The sequence below is a fragment of the Piscicoccus intestinalis NBRC 104926 genome, from assembly GCF_001515525.1.
GTDB lineage: Bacteria > Actinomycetota > Actinomycetes > Actinomycetales > Dermatophilaceae > Kineosphaera > Kineosphaera intestinalis.
In genome coordinates this window covers 1-15,496 of sequence record NZ_BCNQ01000024.1, presented here as the reverse complement: position 1 = coordinate 15,496, position 15,496 = coordinate 1, and the positions used below count along the sequence as shown (strand labels likewise).

Genomic DNA, 15,496 nt, shown 5'->3' with positions numbered 1-15,496 from the left:
TTCACGTCGATCATCTCGATCCTGCAGGTGGTCTCCGGCGCGATGCAGGACAAGTTCGGCCTCGGGGTGCGGCAGAGCGCCGTCGCGGTCTCGCTCGTGTGCGGCGTCATCTCGATCGCGCTGTTCTCCACGAACAGCGGCCTGCACGCGCTCGACACCGTCGACCAGTGGGCCAACAACGTCGGCGTCGTCGGCTCCGCCGTCGTCAGCACGGTGCTGCTCATCTGGGTGCTGCGCCGCGGCGAGGAGTTGCGCTTCCACCTCAACGCCGTGTCGACCTTCCGGGTCGGCCGCTGGTGGACGCTGTGCGTCGGCGCCCTCGTGCCGGTCGTGCTGACGTTCATGCTCGTGCAGCGCGTCATCGAGCTCATCACCCAGGGCTACGAAGAGCTGCCCAGCTGGTACGTCCTCACGTTCGGCTGGGGCGCGATCGCGTTCGTCATCGTCGCCGCCCTCGTGCTCACCGCGTTGCCGTGGCGCGCGCACCGCGACGACCAGGGATACGAGCCCTGGCCGCCGTACGACCCGGCTCTGGAGTCCGAACCCGCCGGGAGCCGGGTCGGCCGGCACCGGGCGGGCACCGGCCCGGCGGACGAGCGGGCTCCCGGCGGCGCGGTCGACCCGGGTGAGCCCGGCTCCGGCACCCCGATCGAAGGAGAGCACCGATGAACGTCTCGGCCATCGTCATGATGATCATCGCGATCGGCATCGTCTGGGGCGGGCTGGTCGCCGCGATCCTGTTCCTGCGGGCCCGGCCCACCGTCACCGACGGACCGTGGGTCGACGACCCCGACGACGGTTACGTCGACCCCGGGCACGGGGAGGAGCCGCTGCGCCGCGACACCTGAGGCGGGGGTTTGCCTCGACTCTGCGACTCGCCCGGGCTTTCGGCCTCAGCTGCCGTCGTGCCCGTCCGGGGTGAACCACTGCGGTTCGTCGACGCCGAAGGCCGCGGCGATCTGGCGGTCTGTCTCGTAGAGGCGGGCCGACAGGTCCGCGCGGGACAGGTCGGTGTCGTACTCGAACACGACGGTGGGGATGCCGTCTCGCGGCGTGCCGTCGGTGGTGCGGCCCGAGGTGGGGTCGACGGCGCACAGCAGCAGCGGAGCCGGGTATACGGCGTCGAGTTCGATGCGCACGGGGCCGTGGTAGCCGAGTTGCCGGGCGCGCCAGCGGGTGTAGACCACGGCCTCGGCCAGGGTGGCCTCGACATCCGGCAGCAGCAGCGAGGCGGGCGGGCGCGGCGGGTCGCAGTGCGGCAGGTGCCCGTAGCGCGAGCCCCCGACGGCCATCCAGCCGTCGGGGCCGAGGGCGAGGGCCAGGTGGAGTTCGCACACGTCACCGGCCATCGAGATGCTCGTCGCCACCGGCGCCTCGCTGCGCAGCCCGTATTCGATCGTGCCCTGCACGTACTCGATGGGCCCGATGGGCGCCTCGCCGTGGTTCATCGCGGACTCGACGAGTTCGAGCACGTCATCCGGTGTCGGGGGAGTCGCGGGCGGGGCGTCGACGAGGTGCGTCGCCGCGACGAGACACACGCCCTGCGTGGGGTCGATCTCGCTCAGCACGAGCTGGCGAACGGTCTCGGCGGGATCGGTGGCCGTGGGCAATCCAGACAGGTGGGTCGGAAGGGACACTCGATAATCGCATCGCGACCGCACAGGGGTCGGGTGAATCGCCGCGGGGGGTACGCGCCTTAATCGTGATAGGCGGCGTCGAAGAAGGCGAGTTCGCAGCGCACGGCGCGGGCGAAGACCGACTCCACGGCGCGTCGTTCGCCGTCGTCGGTCGGTTCGTGGGCGTCAAGTTGGGCGCGCAGCCAGTCGACCCACGTGGTGAACGCGGGGCCGCGGTGCAGATCGATCCAGCCGACGTGTTCGGGCCGGCCGGAGTCGCCGGCGTCGGGTCGCGTGGCCCAGTCGAGGTAGAGCCACTCGGCGACGAGCAGCACGGCGAGCACCTGGGCGTAGGAACGGCTGTGCAGGGCCTCGCGCATGAGCGCGTCGAAGGCGGCGGTCGTGTCGGTGAGCCGCGGCTCGCTGCGATCGCGGTCGGGCACGCCGAGGGCGTCGAAGGAGTCGACGAAGTAGGTGTTCTCGTCGGAGGCGAACATGCCGAGTTGGCGGGCGAAGACGAGCCGGGAGTCCAGGTCGGGCGCGGAGGCGCAGCCCTGGCCGAGCAGCGCGGTGAACGCGTCGCAGAACTGGTAGTCCTGCACGAGGTAGTGGGCCAGCACGTCGTCGGCCAGCGTGCCGGCGAGCAGTTCGTCGACGAACCGGTGCCCGACGGCGGCGTCCCATCCGGCGGCGTTGGTGGCGCGGAGTCGTTCGGAGAAGGTGGCCATGCGCAGCACGCTAGTGGGCGGCGGCGGCCGGTTCAGCGCGGGTGGCTCAGCGCGGATGCTTCAGCGCGGGTGGCTCAGCGCGGGTGGCTCAGCGCGGGTGCCTCAGCGCGGATGGCTCAGCGCGGGTGCCTCGCCGCGCAGCGCACGCAGCGATCGGCGGCGGGGCGGGCGATGAGTCGTTCGGCGGGGATGGGTCGTCCGCAGCCGGCGCAGGCGCCGTCCCAGCCGGCTCGCACGCGGGCGAGGGCGGCGTCGATCTCGGCGAGGCTGGTGCGGGCCGCCTCCAGGCTCGCGGCGTGGGTGGCGCGGTCCCACGAGAGCGTCGAGCCCTCCGGGTCGTGTTCGTCGTCGGTGTCGGCGTCGCCGCGGGCGTCCCGCAGTCCCTCGACGACGGCCGCGAACGTCTCGACCCGCGTCTGGGCCTGAGCGCGCGCCTCCTCCAGCGCCGCCAGCAGGGCGCCCGCATCGTCCATCGGCGCGGCCGGGTCAGCCCGCGCGCTTGGCGAGCCGCCGCACGTGCCGCTCGTGGTACATCGGCGGCAGGCAGGCGGCGGCGACCACCCGCTCGCTGGCCGCGTCGTCGCCGAGCGCGGCGGCGAACGCGGTGAGCATGTCGACGTCGTGGCCGGGCGACCCCTCCAACTCGAGCGTGTCGCCGGCGCTGATCGCGCCGGGCTCCACGACCCGGAAGTAGACGCCGCAGCGCCCGTGCGCGGCAAAGGTCTTCGTCCAGCGCGGCACCCCGACGTGGGCCGCGAACGTGCGGCACGGGGTGCGCGGCACCGACACCTCCAGCAGCGCGGAGCCGAGTCGCACGCGCTGGTTGATGAGCAGCCGTTCGAGGTCGATGCCGACGGTCGTGAGGTTCTCCCCGAAGGCGCCCGGGCCCAGGGCGCGGCCGAGTTCGGCCTCCCAGTAGTCGAGCTGCTCGCGTGCGAAGGCGTACACCGCCTTCTGCGCGCCCCCGTGGTGCTCGGAGTCGCCGACGAAATCGCCCTCGACGCCCGACCCGTCTCCGTAGTTCGGGCCTGGGGTGAAGACGTCGAGGTGGTCGGCCGGCACCTTCGTGATGCCCGAGCGGCGGTCGGCGCCCGCGGGATCGGGCTGCGGGATGGCGGTGTTCGTCGACAGGATGCGTGCCTCGCTCACGCGGGGGAGTTTAGGCCGCGAGAGCGCCGCACGATCGGCTGCCTGGCGCGAGGATGGGTCAGTGACCACGTCGGCTCTGCTGTCCCTGGTGATCTCGGCCGTTGTGCAGGCCGCGGTGGCGCTGCTCATCGCGTTCGTGTGGTGGCTGGTGACGGCCCGCGGCCGGGAGCCGTTTCTGCGATGGCTCGGGTGGCACCGTCCGGTCGGCGGCGACGCGGGTCGGCTGTGGGCGGCGTCGCTGGGCACCCTCGTCGGTTTCACCGCCTTGATGGCGCTGCTCGTGCCGTCCCTCAGTGGGCAGACGGCCACCGCGCAGTTCCACGGCTGGGGCTGGGTGGGGCTGCCCGCGGTGCTGGTCTACGCGCTGCTGCAGACGGCCTTCAGCGAGGAGACCCTGTTCCGTGGCCTGGTGCTCAAGCGGGTCGCGGCCCGCGCGGCTTTCTGGGCCGGCAACGCGACGCAGGCGGTGCTCTTCGGGTTGATCCACCTGCTGCCCTTCCTGGCGGTGGTGGGTCTCGGCCCGGCGCTGGTGATCGGCCTGGTCACCGGGGGTGTCGGGGCGGCCCTGGGGGTGCTCAACGAGCGGCTCGCCGGCGGTTCGCTCGTGCCGGGATGGGCGGTGCACGCCTGCGCCAACACGCTGGCCGGGGCGCTCGCGCTCGTCTCCATCGTCTGACCGGGTTCGGCCGCTCGGTCAACGGTGGTGCTCGGCGAAGAACCGGGCGATCTCTTCGGTGGCGTCGAGACCGTCTCCGGAGCGGGGCCAGGCGTGGCCGAACGTCTCGAGGGTGATGAGGTCGACGGCTCGGCCGTCCGCGCAGCCGGCGTCGGAGCGCCGCACGTCGCCGTCGTCGCTCGTCGACTCGGTGGGGGTCGAACAGGTCAACGCGCGCAGCCAGTCCGCGACCGTCTCCTCCAGCGGGGGGACGACGACGCCGCCGGGCCGGGACTCGCCGTCGGGCGGCACGCTGGAGTCTTGCAGCCCGTGGACGTGCAGCAGCGAGGTCTGGTGCGGGTCGTCGCAGGAGCCGAGCCGGGCGCCGGAGACGGGTGCGATGGCCGCGAATCGGTCGGTCTCGCAGGCCAACCGGTAGACCATGTGCCCGCCGTTGGAGAAGCCGGTGGCGTAGACCCGGTCGGGGTCGACCGGGATCGCGGCCGAGACGTCGTCGATCATCGCCAGCGCGGCGGCGACGTCGTCGATGTCGTCGCCCTCGGCCTGACCGCAGCAGCCGCCGGCGTTGAAGCTGCGGCCCAGGCCGTTGGGGAACACGATGACGGAGCCGGTGCGGTCGGCCTGCTCGTCCCAGCCGGTCGAGGCCTCCATCTCCGCGGCGTCGCCCCCGCGGCCGTGGTAGGCGAGGATCAGCGGAGCCGGGTCGGCGAGGTTCTCCGGGCGGTAGGCCCGGTAGGTGCGGTCGATGCCGTCGACGGAGACCGAGCGGCTGGTGCTGCCCGGCTCCAGCGGCTCGGGCGGCTCGGACGTCGCCGCGGTACGCGTCTCCGGCTGCTGCGGCGCGCCGGTCGGGGGAGCCGGTGATGTGCACGCACCGAGCAGGATCGTGGCGAGCAGCGTGATGAGGAGTGCGAGGCGTCGCGGGCGCACGTGATGGGTGGTCCGGCCGTGGTCGAGCACTCGCCGTGGCCTGGGGCGGTCGGCCTGCATGCGTGCCATACCCCAGCCTCTCCCGATGGGCCCTCCGTGTCGAAACGCGGGGCCGGGGGCGCAGGCATACGGCGTGGTTCCGGTCGTCGGTCCACACGCCATTACGTGCGGTGACCACTCGACGGCCCTCGAGTGGTCAATCCCTGCACCGGCCATGACCGTCAGCCCGCTGACCTGCGGTGTTGCAAGACGAGACTAACGTGACCTCTCGTGAGTGGTCACCACACAAACCCCTATGCGGTCCTGTGGCCCAGTGTCGGTGGTCAGCTAGGTCTCACGCGGCTCGTACTCGGGGGAGAGGACGCGCAGTTCAGGAAACCCTTCGAAGTCGCTGGTATTGAAGGTGACCACGGCGTCGATGCCGTAGGTCAACCCGGTGGCCGCGATGTTCGCGTCCTGAATCTGCTTTCCGCCGCTCCCGGTCTCCTCGACCAATTGCCTACAGCGCACGTAGGCGAGGCGCGTCTCTTCGAGGAAACGCAGACGGTCGGCAAGTGTGTCCGCGTTCGCCAGGGCGTCGGCGGCGGCGAGCCCGAGGCCGTTGACTCGCACCGGTCTGGTGCGACAACGAGATACTCCCGCAGGATCTGACCGCACGTGTACAGGGTGATCCCCTGTGCAGGTCACTCCTGAAGGACCTCGACGGCAGCGGCGTGGGTGGGCCGACCCGAATCGCTCGCGGATAGCAAGACGTTGGTGTCGACCAGCACGTGGTCATCTGGCCGAGGCGTCATAGATCTCCTCGCGAGACCAGGTCGACGTCGAGCGCTCCGACTGCGTGGTGTGGGCCGTGTGCAACCGCAGCGGCTCCACGACATCTCTTCTCGATGACTCGGCTGCAGCCTCGTTGAGGATCCGTCGTAGGACCGCCTGCATGGAGACTCCCTCGCGCCGGGCGCGCTCGCGCAGGCTAGCCACAGTCGCGGGTGGGACATCGCGAATGTGCAGCGCAGGCATGCCTAATGCTAGCGCTAGCGCTAGCGATCGGCCCGCAGTGCGCAGGGCGGGACGGCACGATGATCGTCTTCGCGTCCTGCGTTCGCGACGTGGGCCCGCGACATGGAAGGGGCTCTTTGCGTGTGCCCCCGGCAGGATTCGAACCTGCGACACCCGCTTTAGGAGAGCGGTGCTCTATCCCCTGAGCTACGAGGGCGTGGGACCTGGAGCCCAGGGTAACCCGGGCCGGTGCGGCGCCGATCGGGCCCGCAGTCGAACAGCAACGGCCCGATCGGCGCCTGAAGTTCAGGCCTGCTGACGGGAGCGGTCGGAGTCGGGGGAGGGGGCGGGCACGGCGGTGGAGCCGCCCTGACCGGCTCCGGCGTGGCGGTCGGGGCCGCGGCGGGTGCGCTCGCTGCGGGCGTAGGCGTCCTGGCTCGCCGGCTGCCGGTCCGACCCCGGGCGCGGGCCGCGCTCGTCGGCGAGGGCGCCGCCGAGGATCGGCTCCGGCTCCGCGGCGATCTCGTGGTGCGGGCGGTCGAAGCGGCGCGTGATCGCCTCGGCGATGTCGAGGAACGCCTCCTGCGTGTGCGGGCGCAGCAGCTCCCAGTCGAACGTGCCGCCGTCGGCCATGTGCGGGTCGGCCGGCACGACGATGAGGTCGGCCGCCTTGCCCAGGTGCTCCAGCACCGCGCCCTTGTCGACGCTGCGGCTGACGATGTCCTTGGCCGTCAACACACAGATGCTCGTCTTGGCCAGGTGCTCGAAACCGTTGTCCTCGAGCCAGTCGATCGTCTCCGCCGCCCGCCGTGCGCCGGTCACCGACCACGCCGCCGGCACGACCACCGTCGTCGCGTACTTGAGGATCCCGCGCATCAGCGGGTGCGTCACGCCCGTGCCGCAGTCGACCTGCACGTACGAGTAGTAGCGCTGGATGACCGCGAGGATCCGCTCGAAGTCGTCCGAGCTCAGCGAGTCGCCCAACACCGGGTTCGGCTCGCCCGGCAGCACCGTGAGCCGACCCGCCGTCACCGTGAACTGCGACAGGTCCTCCAGGGAGTCGATCCGGTCGACATTGCGCGACAGCGCCGTGATCCCCGCCAGCTGCCGGCCCACCAGCCGCTCGGCCAGGTCGCCCGCGTCGGGGTTCGCGTCGATCGCGAACACCGGATCCGGCCGCAGGTCCGCCAGTGCCACCGACGTCGCCGCCGTCGTCGACGTCTTGCTCACCCCGCCCTTGAGGCAGAAGAACGCCGTCACGTGCTTGCCCCGCAGCTGCGTCGCGATCTGCGACTCGCGGTCGCGGTGCCGCTGTTCCTTCTCGCTCGGCCCCGGATTCCACAACCCCCCGGAGGCGGTGTACGCCAGCGCCCGCCAGCCCATCCGCGGCCGCGTGCGGCGCGGGCGCACCATCGGCCCCTCGGAGGGAATGCTGCGCACGGACTTGTGCTGGCGCTCTTGATCATCCATCGCCGGTTAATCCCTCGGAAGGGGCGGGTGGGGCGTACTGTGCCCCACAGATTCCCGGTCCGGCCACAGCGCGTCAACTCGACGGCGACACGATGTCCACCAGGCGAACCGGACGAACATCCAATTCGTAACTTGTCGCCGATGCCCAGTTTCTCCCGTGCGCCGCAAAGAGATTCGTGCGCAGGTGAAGGCGGGCAGCTGGCCGCGCCCCATGCGGGCGCGCCGTCGTGTCATCCGAGATGCCCCGTTTGTTCAGGTGTCGTCCCGCGAGTGGCGCGCCCGGGGCCGCTAGCGTGCCGTCTCGGCGCCGGAGACGCGCGCGCCGAGTGTGCGGCCGCTCCATCCGCCTGCTGCTTCACCGCCGCACCCACGGATGAGAAGGGACGTCATGAAGCTGCCTCCGAAGGTGTTCCGGGTGAAAGTGTTCCGGGTGCCCGGCCGGCCCCCTGCCCGCTGCGCACGCCCGACGCGTGCCGCGGTGGCCGCGGCTGTGGCGATCCCGACGGCCCTCAGCGTCACCCCGGCTGCCTCTGCAGCCTCGGCCGCGGCCGGCGTCCGCGGCCCGACCACCGCCTCGTCCGCCGCCGCGGGCACGGCGAGCGCGCTTGCCGCGCAACGAGACTGGCTCCGGCTCGGCGACGACGACCTGCCCGAGTCCCGCACCACGCGCGCCCTCGCCGCGGGGGTCACCCACACCGTCATCACGCGCGGGGAGGGCACCGCCACCGCCTCCCGCATCAACGTCACCAGCCGCGGCCCCTGGCGCATCAACGTCGTCACCATCGACCCGCGCCGCAGCCGGCACACCCTGGAGACGGCGTTCGGAAACACGCTCATGGCCCCCGAGGCCACCTCGCGGATCGCCGCCTGGGCCGGCGCGAAGGTCGCGATGAACGGCAGCTTCTTCAACTACCAGGGGCCGACGACCTTCCGCGGCGACCCGGTCGGCCTCACCGTCACCGCCGGCACCGTGATGAGCGAGCAGACCGGCAGCACCGCCGAGCAGAACGTGTTCATCGACGCCGACCGCGGCCGCCTGCGGATGGGCCGGTTCACGTGGAAGGGGTACGTGCGCAACACCGCCACCGACAAGGGCCGCACCCTCGCCGGCGTCAACCGCGTGCCCCGCGTGCCCGCCCCCTGCGCGTCCGGCGACGCCGACGCGTGCGCCGCCGCCACCGGCGAACTCGTCCGGTTCTCACCGCGATTCGCGGCGACCACCCCCAGCGGCCCCGGCGCGGAGGCCGTCTACGGGCCCGACGGCTGCCTCGTGCGCGTCAGCCCCACCCGCGGCACGAAGCTCAGCTCGGCGCAGTTCTCCGTGCAGGGCACCGGGGCGCGCGCGGCGCAGCTCCTGCGGGAGGCCGACGACGGCTGCGTGCGCCTCGACGAGTACGTCCTCGACGGCAACGGAGACCGGATGCGGCTGCGCTCGGACACCTTCGGGCTCAGCGGCCGGTACCGGCTCGTGCGCGGCGGCGACATCGTGCGAAACACCGGCAGCGCCACGCTCTTCGGTCGCCACCCGCGCTCGATCATCGGCCGCACCGCCGACGGCACGATCCAGCTCGTGACGATCGACGGGCGATCGGTCTCCAGCGTCGGCGCCACGCTCGTCGAGGCGGCCCAGGTGGCCCGCGGCCTCGGCCTGGTCGACGCCGTCAACCTCGACGGCGGCGGCTCCACGACCCTGACGATCGACGGCGCGGTCGTCAACCGTGTCTCCGGAGCCTCCGAGCGGCCCGTCGGCGATGCTCTCGTCCTCGTTCGCTGAGCACGCCGTGCGGCAGCCGGTTGTGCGCAGGCCATTGGGCGCGCCGGAGCCTGCCGTTACGATTCAGCGGTGAGTTCCACCCCCTCCAGCGACCGACCCGAGCCGCCCGCGAGCACCCCGACGGCGACGCCGGACGCCGCGAAGGGCCCGCAGACCGACGCTCCCGCCGCCTCCGAAACCCCCGCAGCGCCCGCAGCGCCGGGTAGTCCCGGTGCGCCGCGGGCGTCCGCCCCCGCCAGCCAGCACAAGCCGCCCGAGTACGTGCTCGCGGCCCTGCGCGGCTGGCAGCGGCGTCTCGTCGACGCCGGCGGACCCAACACGCTGCTGTGGTTCGACGATGTGCCCGGCGGCACCCTCGACCTCACCACCGCCCACCCCGGCGGCGTCTCGATGCTCATGGCCGGGCGCGCCACGCGGCTGTCCGACCTCGTGCGCGAGCCGAGCGCGTTCGCCGAGGCGCGGCGCCGGGCCGAGGCGATCCGGCACAAGACGCAGGAACTGGCCACCGAACGGGGGCTGTCCGCCGGGTTCATGGCGATCGGCATGGCCACCTGGACCGTCGCCGGCGCCCGCCGCGCCCCCGTCGCGCCCGTGCTGCTGCGCGGGTGCACGCTCTCGCCGACCGACCCCAGCCACCGCGACTATGACATCGACCTGTCGCCGGCCGTCGAGATCAACCCGGTGCTCGTGCACTACCTCGCCTCCGAGCAGGGCATCGACATCGACCCGGAGGCGGTCGCGGCGCTGGCCCACTCCGCCCGCCGGTTCGACCCGATGCCGGTCTTCCGCGAACTGAGCCGGGTGTGCCGCGGCGTGCCCGGGTTCAAGGTCTCCGACCGCAAGCTGCTCGCGCCGTTCTCCTACGCCAAGCTGCCCCTCGTCGCCGACCTCGTCGCGCACGGCTCCGATCTGGCCGCCGGGCCGCTCGTCGCGACCCTCGCCAAGGCCACCCGCGACGCCGAACGCTCCACGCCCTCGGACGCGCTCGGTCGACCGGTGCCCGGGCCGCGCCCCGCGGCCGGTGCCTCCGGCTCCGGCTCCGGCACCGACCCGGCCGACGAGTTGCTCGTGCTCGACTCCGACGCCGCCCAGCGCGCGGTCGTCGCTGCGGTGCGCGCCGGGCGCGATGTCGCCCTCGACGCCCCGGCCGGCACCGGCCGCACGCAGACGATCACCAACGCGGTCGCCGCGCTGCTCGCCGACGGCAAACGGGTGCTGGTGGTCTCCGAACCGGCCGCGCCGCTGACCGACCTCACCGACCGGCTCACCGAGATCGGCCTCGACCAGCTCAGCGTGCGCGTCGGCGAGGGAGGGCTCGACCGCGGGCAGGTCGCCGTCGCCGTCCGCGACACCGTCGAGTCGGTGACCGCGGCCCCGCATCGCGAGCCCGACGTCTCCGACCTGCACGACGGGCTGCGCTCGCGCGCCCACCGCCTCGACGCCCACCGCGCCGCGATGCACTCCACGCGTGAACCGTGGGGCGTCACGGTCTTCGAGGGGCTCGCCGCGCTGGCCCGGCTCACGCGTCCGCGCCGGCCCCCGACCTCGCGGGTGCGGCTCTCCGCGGACGTGCTCGCTCGGCTCGACCGCGCCGGCGCGGCCCACGCCGCCGACCTGCTGACCCGCGCCGCCGCGGCCGGGGCCTGGTCGGAGGAGCGCCGCAAGGACCCGTGGGCGCAAGCCCGGATCACCGACGAGCAGTCCCGGCGCCGGGCGCTGGACTCCACCCGCGAGCTGAGTTCCGGCCGCCTCGACGCCGACCGCGCGGCCCTCGACGACGTGCTGCACTCCTGCGGCCTGACCGCCGCCCACGTGCCCGCCGACTGGGCGACCGCGATCGGTCTCCTCGAGGGGGTGCGCGAGACCCTCGAGTCGTTCCACCCCGAGGTGTTCACCGTCGACCTCGTGCCCTATCTCGGCGCGACCAGCGACGCCGACTACCGCCGCGACCACGACCTGCGCCAGTCGTGGTGGTCGCGGATGATGCTGCGCCGGCGCACCCGTGACTTCGTGCGCGACGGGGCCGGCGTGCAGGACCTGCACAAGGCGCTGGCCCGCGCGCACGAGCAGTCCGTCACCTGGCGGCGAGTCTCGGGCGGGGCGAGCACCCCGCGCGTGCCTCGCGGCCTCGTCGAAGCCCGGACCCGGTGGGACGCCCTCGACGCCGACCTCGCCTGGCTCGCCGAGCGTCTCGCGACGACCCCCGACGGCGGCGACCTGCTCGCCACCCCGCTCGACGAGCTGCGTGCCCGCACCGCCCGGCTCGCGGGTCGCGCCGACCGGCTGGAGGTGCTCCCGCTCGTTGTGCCGCTGCTCGACGAGATCGATTCCCTCGGTCTCACGCCGCTCGCGGACGACCTCGCCCACCGCCGTGTCGGGCCGGAATTCACCTCCGCCGAAATGGAATTCGTGTGGTGGCGCTCGGTTCTCGACGAGATCGCGCGCACGGACGACCAGGTCGGCGGGCACGACGCCGAGCAGCTGCGACGCGACGTGGGCGACTACGCCACGCTCGAGGCGGCCGTCCGCCGCAGCAACGCCGACATCGTGCTCGCCCGGCACAGCACGGCCGTGCGCGAACTCGCCGGGGCGCACCGCGACCAACTACGGCTCGTGCACTCGGAGGCGGCCCGGCTGGGCGGGCATCTGTCGGTGGACCGGCTCGTGCAGGCCGCACCCGAACTCGTGCTCGCCGCCCGGCCCGCGTGGCTGCTCAGCCCGCTGGTCGTCGCCTCGACGCTGCCGCCGCGCCAGTTCTTCGACGTCGTCATCGTCGAGGACGCCGGCCGGCTCGACCCCGCGCACGTGGTCTCCGCGTTCGCCCGCGCCCGCCAGGTGCTGCTCGTCGGTGACTCCCGTCAGCTCGCTCCGCGACCGTTCACGACGAGCGTGCCCCGGCCGGGCGCCCGCGCCGCCGCCGCCAGCGGCCCGTCGCTGCTGGAGATCCTCGGGCGCGAGCTCGAGCGGCACTCGCTGCGCACGCACTACCGCAGCTACGACGAGCGGCTCGTGGGCTTCGCCGACGAACACTTCTACGGCGGGCGGCTGCAGGCCCTCCCCGGAGCCGGTTCGGCCGGCACCCAGGCCGTGCGGCTCGTGCTCGTCGACCCCGGCGACGACGGCACCGACGCGACCCCGCCCGCCGGGCAACGCTCCGCCGACGACCTGCTCCCGGACCTGCGCGAGGTGGAGGCCGACCGCGTCGTCGACCTCGTCGTGCAGCACGCTGTCATGCGCCCGACGGAGACCGTGGCCGTCGCCGCCCTCGGACGCGATCACGCCGACCGCCTGCTGGAGCGGCTGCGGCAGCGGCTCGACAGCGAACGCGACCCCGACGTCGTCGACTTCTTCGACGAGTCGCGCCCCGAACCGGTGATCGTCGTGCCGGTCGACGAACTGCAGTGCCACTCCCGCGACGCGCTCTATCTCAGCGTCGGGGTCGACCCCGTCGACGCCCACGGCCAGGACCCCCTCGGGGTGCTTTCCCGCGACGACGGCCCCCGTGCGCTCGCGGTCGCGTTGACCACCGCCCGGCGGCGGCTGACCGTGGTCTCCAGCCTCACCCCCGACGAACTCGACGGGCGACTGCGCTCGCACGGCGCGACCCTGCTGCGCGAGCTGCTCGAGCACTGCGCCCGCGAGGGTCGGCCCGAGCTGCACGAGCGCGCCGAGACGCGCGTCGACTTCCGCGCCGACGCCCCCGGCCGCTCGCCGTCGGACGCCCCGGACGCCCCGGACGTTCCGGACACCTCTGGTTCGGCGGGCTCGGCGGAGCCTGCCGACGCCCCGGGGTCCTCGGGCCTCGCTGCGCGCGGCGCGACTGCCGCCCGGGTGCTCGACCAGGCTCCGGCGCGCGCCGAATCCGACCCGGTGCTCGGTGAATTCGCGGTGCGGCTACGGCAGGGGGGCCTCGTCGTGCGGGAGCGCTTCGGGGAGGGCCACGAGCCGATCGACCTCGTCGTCGAAGACCCGCATCACTCGGGGCACGCCGTCGTCGCGGTGGAGTCCGACGGGCCGCGGTACGCCGCGACCGCCGACACCCGAGAGCGCGAGCTGCTGCGGCCCGGACGGTTGCGGACCCTCGGCTGGGAGTACGTCGGGGTGTGCAGCGCCGACGTGTTCGCCGACCCCGCCCGCGACGTCGCCCGCGTGCTCGACGCGGTGCGCGCCGCCGACGCCCGCAGTTGGTCGACCCGGCCGCGTGGACGCGCCCGGCGAGGCGCACCCACGGTCGGCGGCATCGCCGGGCGGGGCGTGACCGCCGGAACCTTCGACGGCGTGGCGGTGGAGGCCGTGGCGCCCGAACCGCCTCCGGAGCGGCCGGGGGAGGCGACCGGTGCGACGAGCACCTCGACCGGCGCGACCGGTGCCTCGACCGGCGAGACGGCCTCGGAGGCCGCTCGCCCGAAGCGCCGCTCGAAGGGTGGGGCGCAGGGCCGCGCGGCCGGTGGGGCCGCGGGTCAGGTGTCCGCCGAGCGGGCGTGACCGGCTCGATCCGGCGCGTCGGGAGGCGGCGCGTCGTCAGTGAACCCACCGGTGAGCGATCCGGCGCACTCGGCGAGGGTGGCGGCGAGGACGCTGGCAAGGACGGCGGAGCCGGTGGCAAAGACGGCGTCGGTGGCACAGGCGCTGGCAATCAGGGTGGCGTCGGCGCGGGCGCGGTGTCGGGGCTCGAGCAGACGACGGACGACACCGACGACGGGTGGGGGGAGGCGCCGGGTCGATCGGCCCGGGACGAGTGGCTGCGGGCGCAGCGCCCGCCGCATTGGGAGTGAATACGACGAAACGCCGGCGCCGATCGGCACCGGGCGTTCCTGTCGAGAGTTCGGCCTGAGCTTTCGCGGCCCGCTGTCGCGCGGGGCTGATGCCGCTCGCCCGGGGGCGAGAATCAGGCGCGGCGGCCGCGCAGTTCGTCGCGGATCTCCTGCAGCAGGATGACCTCCTCGGACGGCGCCTCCGGCTCCGGCTCGACGCCCTTCTTGCGCCGCTCGGAGAGCTTGTTCATCGGCAGCACGAAGATGAAGTAGACAACGGCCGCCGTGATGATGAAGACGATGAGCGCGTTGATGATCGTCGAGAAGTTGATGAACGTGTTCTGCGCCATCTCCGCGGTGTCGCTGCGCAGGGAGAAGCCCAGGCCAGAGCTCTCCGGGCTGCCGGCGGCGTTGATGATCGGCGTGACGATCGCCGAGACGAACGTGTCGACGACGGCCTGGAAAGCGCTACCGACGACGACCGCGACGGCCAGCTCGATGACGTTGCCGCGCAGGATGAAGTCCTTGAACCCCTGAAGCAATGTAGGTCCCTTTCTGAGATGCGAAAAATGATGAGGCGCTTTGTCGGACTCGACGGTGGGCCAGACGGACGCCGGGGCGCCCCCAGAGAGCATAGGGATTCGTAAAACGAGCTCAAGCGCATCTCGTGCCTCGGCACGCGATCGTGTGGTAACACGCGGCCGGAATTAACACCGCGCGGTCATGCCTGGGTGGAATGATTTCTGCAGTGTTCAGCGGTGTTCAGCAGTGTTCAGCAGTGTTCAGCAGTGCGGACGCTGTCCGCAGCTCACGGAGGCGGGCGGTCGGCGCGCAGGGCCACCTGCACCCCGTCGGCGTTCGACCCGACGGCGGCGGGCACGATCCGGCCCACGTCGGCCGGCGGCACCGCGAGCACGAGGCCCGCCGCGTCGCTGTCGCCCTCCTCGCTCGCCGCGTCGATCGAGAGCACCAGCAGCCCGGCCCCCACCAGTTCACCGGTCGCGGACGACACCACGTCGACCCGGTCACCCGGGCGCACGAGGGCGAGCGACCCGCGGTCGGAGACGGGCACGTGCAGCGCGCGCTCGTCGAGGGTCAGCCCGGTCAGTTCGCGGGCGGGCCGCAGCCGCGCCGCGGTGAGTACCTCGCCGCGTTCCATCGAGTGCGCCAGCACCTGTCCGACGGCCCCGGCGGAGTCGGTGAGCCGGGAGGCGGGTGCGTGCCGCGGCTCGACGGGCACGCTGGTCAGGTCGTCGGCGGCGAGGCGATGCCCGGCCGGCAGGTCGCGGGTCAGCGTGACAGTCTGCTCCCGCTCGGGCTCCGACGGCGCGAAGGCGGTGATCCCTGCCCACACCGCGGCGCCGAGCAGCAGGGCGGCGATGACCCGGCGGGCCTGCGCCCGC

The 15,496-nt window shown here is 73.2% G+C and carries 15 protein-coding genes, 1 tRNA gene and 1 pseudogene; 6 read left to right on the top strand and 11 right to left on the bottom strand.

The features are described from left to right. Positions 1 to 669 (top strand): annotated as a pseudogene (locus tag PINTE_RS06335) (sodium-dependent transporter); the annotation flags it as partial. Next, a complete protein-coding gene (locus PINTE_RS06330) occupies positions 666 to 848 on the top strand; it encodes a methionine/alanine import family NSS transporter small subunit (RefSeq protein WP_068427622.1) in 183 nt (60 codons plus the stop codon). The pseudogene PINTE_RS06335 and the gene PINTE_RS06330, both read left to right, overlap by 4 nt. A gap of 45 nt (positions 849 to 893) precedes the next feature. Here the strand turns inward: PINTE_RS06330 and PINTE_RS06325 are convergent, their stop codons facing one another. From PINTE_RS06325 to PINTE_RS06310, 4 genes are all read right to left on the bottom strand, one after another. Beyond that, positions 894 to 1,637, bottom strand: a complete 744-nt coding sequence (locus tag PINTE_RS06325; protein WP_157087109.1) for a hypothetical protein — start codon at positions 1,635 to 1,637, stop codon at positions 894 to 896. 59 nt (positions 1,638 to 1,696) lie between these two features. Further along, a complete protein-coding gene (locus tag PINTE_RS06320; protein WP_068427619.1) occupies positions 1,697 to 2,344 on the bottom strand; it encodes a TenA family protein in 648 nt (215 codons plus the stop codon). Between the two features lie 116 nt (positions 2,345 to 2,460). After that, entirely contained in the window at positions 2,461 to 2,817 is a 357-nt protein-coding gene (locus tag PINTE_RS06315) for a TraR/DksA family transcriptional regulator (protein ID WP_068427616.1), read from the bottom strand. A gap of 13 nt (positions 2,818 to 2,830) precedes the next feature. Next, a complete protein-coding gene (locus tag PINTE_RS06310; RefSeq protein ID WP_068427615.1) occupies positions 2,831 to 3,493 on the bottom strand; it encodes an MOSC domain-containing protein in 663 nt (220 codons plus the stop codon). Positions 3,494 to 3,554: 61 nt separating this feature from the next. On the opposite strand from PINTE_RS06310, the gene PINTE_RS06305 reads away from it, so the two are divergent. Further along, positions 3,555 to 4,169: a CPBP family intramembrane glutamic endopeptidase gene (locus PINTE_RS06305; RefSeq protein ID WP_068427614.1), complete on the top strand. Its 615-nt coding sequence runs from the start codon at positions 3,555 to 3,557 to the stop codon at positions 4,167 to 4,169. 18 nt (positions 4,170 to 4,187) lie between these two features. On the opposite strand, the gene PINTE_RS06300 is transcribed toward PINTE_RS06305, so the two are convergent. From PINTE_RS06300 to PINTE_RS06285, 5 genes are all read right to left on the bottom strand, one after another. Then, the gene (locus PINTE_RS06300; RefSeq protein ID WP_169798472.1) at positions 4,188 to 5,168 is read right to left on the bottom strand and encodes a CE1 family esterase; all 981 of its coding nucleotides are present in this window, start codon (positions 5,166 to 5,168) and stop codon (positions 4,188 to 4,190) included. 258 nt (positions 5,169 to 5,426) lie between these two features. After that, positions 5,427 to 5,711 (bottom strand): PIN domain-containing protein, encoded by a 285-nt coding sequence (locus PINTE_RS06295; protein ID WP_068427611.1) that lies wholly within the window; start codon positions 5,709 to 5,711, stop codon positions 5,427 to 5,429. Positions 5,712 to 5,873: 162 nt separating this feature from the next. Next, positions 5,874 to 6,116 carry a FitA-like ribbon-helix-helix domain-containing protein gene (locus tag PINTE_RS24995; RefSeq protein ID WP_373280142.1) on the bottom strand — a complete coding sequence of 81 codons (243 nt, stop codon included), beginning with the start codon at positions 6,114 to 6,116 and terminating at the stop codon, positions 5,874 to 5,876. Positions 6,117 to 6,239: 123 nt separating this feature from the next. Continuing rightward, positions 6,240 to 6,312: transfer RNA gene (locus PINTE_RS06290), tRNA-Arg, on the bottom strand. An 89-nt stretch (positions 6,313 to 6,401) separates the two neighbouring features. Then, a complete protein-coding gene (locus PINTE_RS06285; protein ID WP_245642827.1) occupies positions 6,402 to 7,565 on the bottom strand; it encodes a MinD/ParA family ATP-binding protein in 1,164 nt (387 codons plus the stop codon). A gap of 388 nt (positions 7,566 to 7,953) precedes the next feature. Between PINTE_RS06285 and PINTE_RS06280 the strand changes: the two genes are divergently transcribed. The 3 genes from PINTE_RS06280 to PINTE_RS06270 all read left to right on the top strand — a co-directional run bounded on the left by PINTE_RS06280 (position 7,954) and on the right by PINTE_RS06270 (position 14,114). Further along, positions 7,954 to 9,339: a phosphodiester glycosidase family protein gene (locus PINTE_RS06280; protein WP_169798471.1), complete on the top strand. Its 1,386-nt coding sequence runs from the start codon at positions 7,954 to 7,956 to the stop codon at positions 9,337 to 9,339. Positions 9,340 to 9,408: 69 nt separating this feature from the next. After that, positions 9,409 to 13,824: a PDDEXK-like endonuclease domain-containing protein gene (locus tag PINTE_RS06275; RefSeq protein ID WP_157087108.1), complete on the top strand. Its 4,416-nt coding sequence runs from the start codon at positions 9,409 to 9,411 to the stop codon at positions 13,822 to 13,824. Beyond that, positions 13,821 to 14,114, top strand: coding sequence for a hypothetical protein (locus tag PINTE_RS06270; protein ID WP_068427608.1), 294 nt, complete (start codon positions 13,821 to 13,823; stop codon positions 14,112 to 14,114). The genes PINTE_RS06275 and PINTE_RS06270 overlap by 4 nt, the downstream gene beginning before the upstream one ends. A gap of 113 nt (positions 14,115 to 14,227) precedes the next feature. On the opposite strand, the gene mscL is transcribed toward PINTE_RS06270, so the two are convergent. Together mscL and PINTE_RS06260 are read right to left on the bottom strand one after the other, a co-directional pair. After that, positions 14,228 to 14,635 carry a large conductance mechanosensitive channel protein MscL gene (mscL, locus tag PINTE_RS06265; RefSeq protein WP_068427606.1) on the bottom strand — a complete coding sequence of 136 codons (408 nt, stop codon included), beginning with the start codon at positions 14,633 to 14,635 and terminating at the stop codon, positions 14,228 to 14,230. A gap of 266 nt (positions 14,636 to 14,901) precedes the next feature. Next, positions 14,902 to 15,496 (bottom strand): SAF domain-containing protein (locus tag PINTE_RS06260; protein WP_068427604.1); only part of this gene is annotated, 595 nt, incomplete at its 5' end.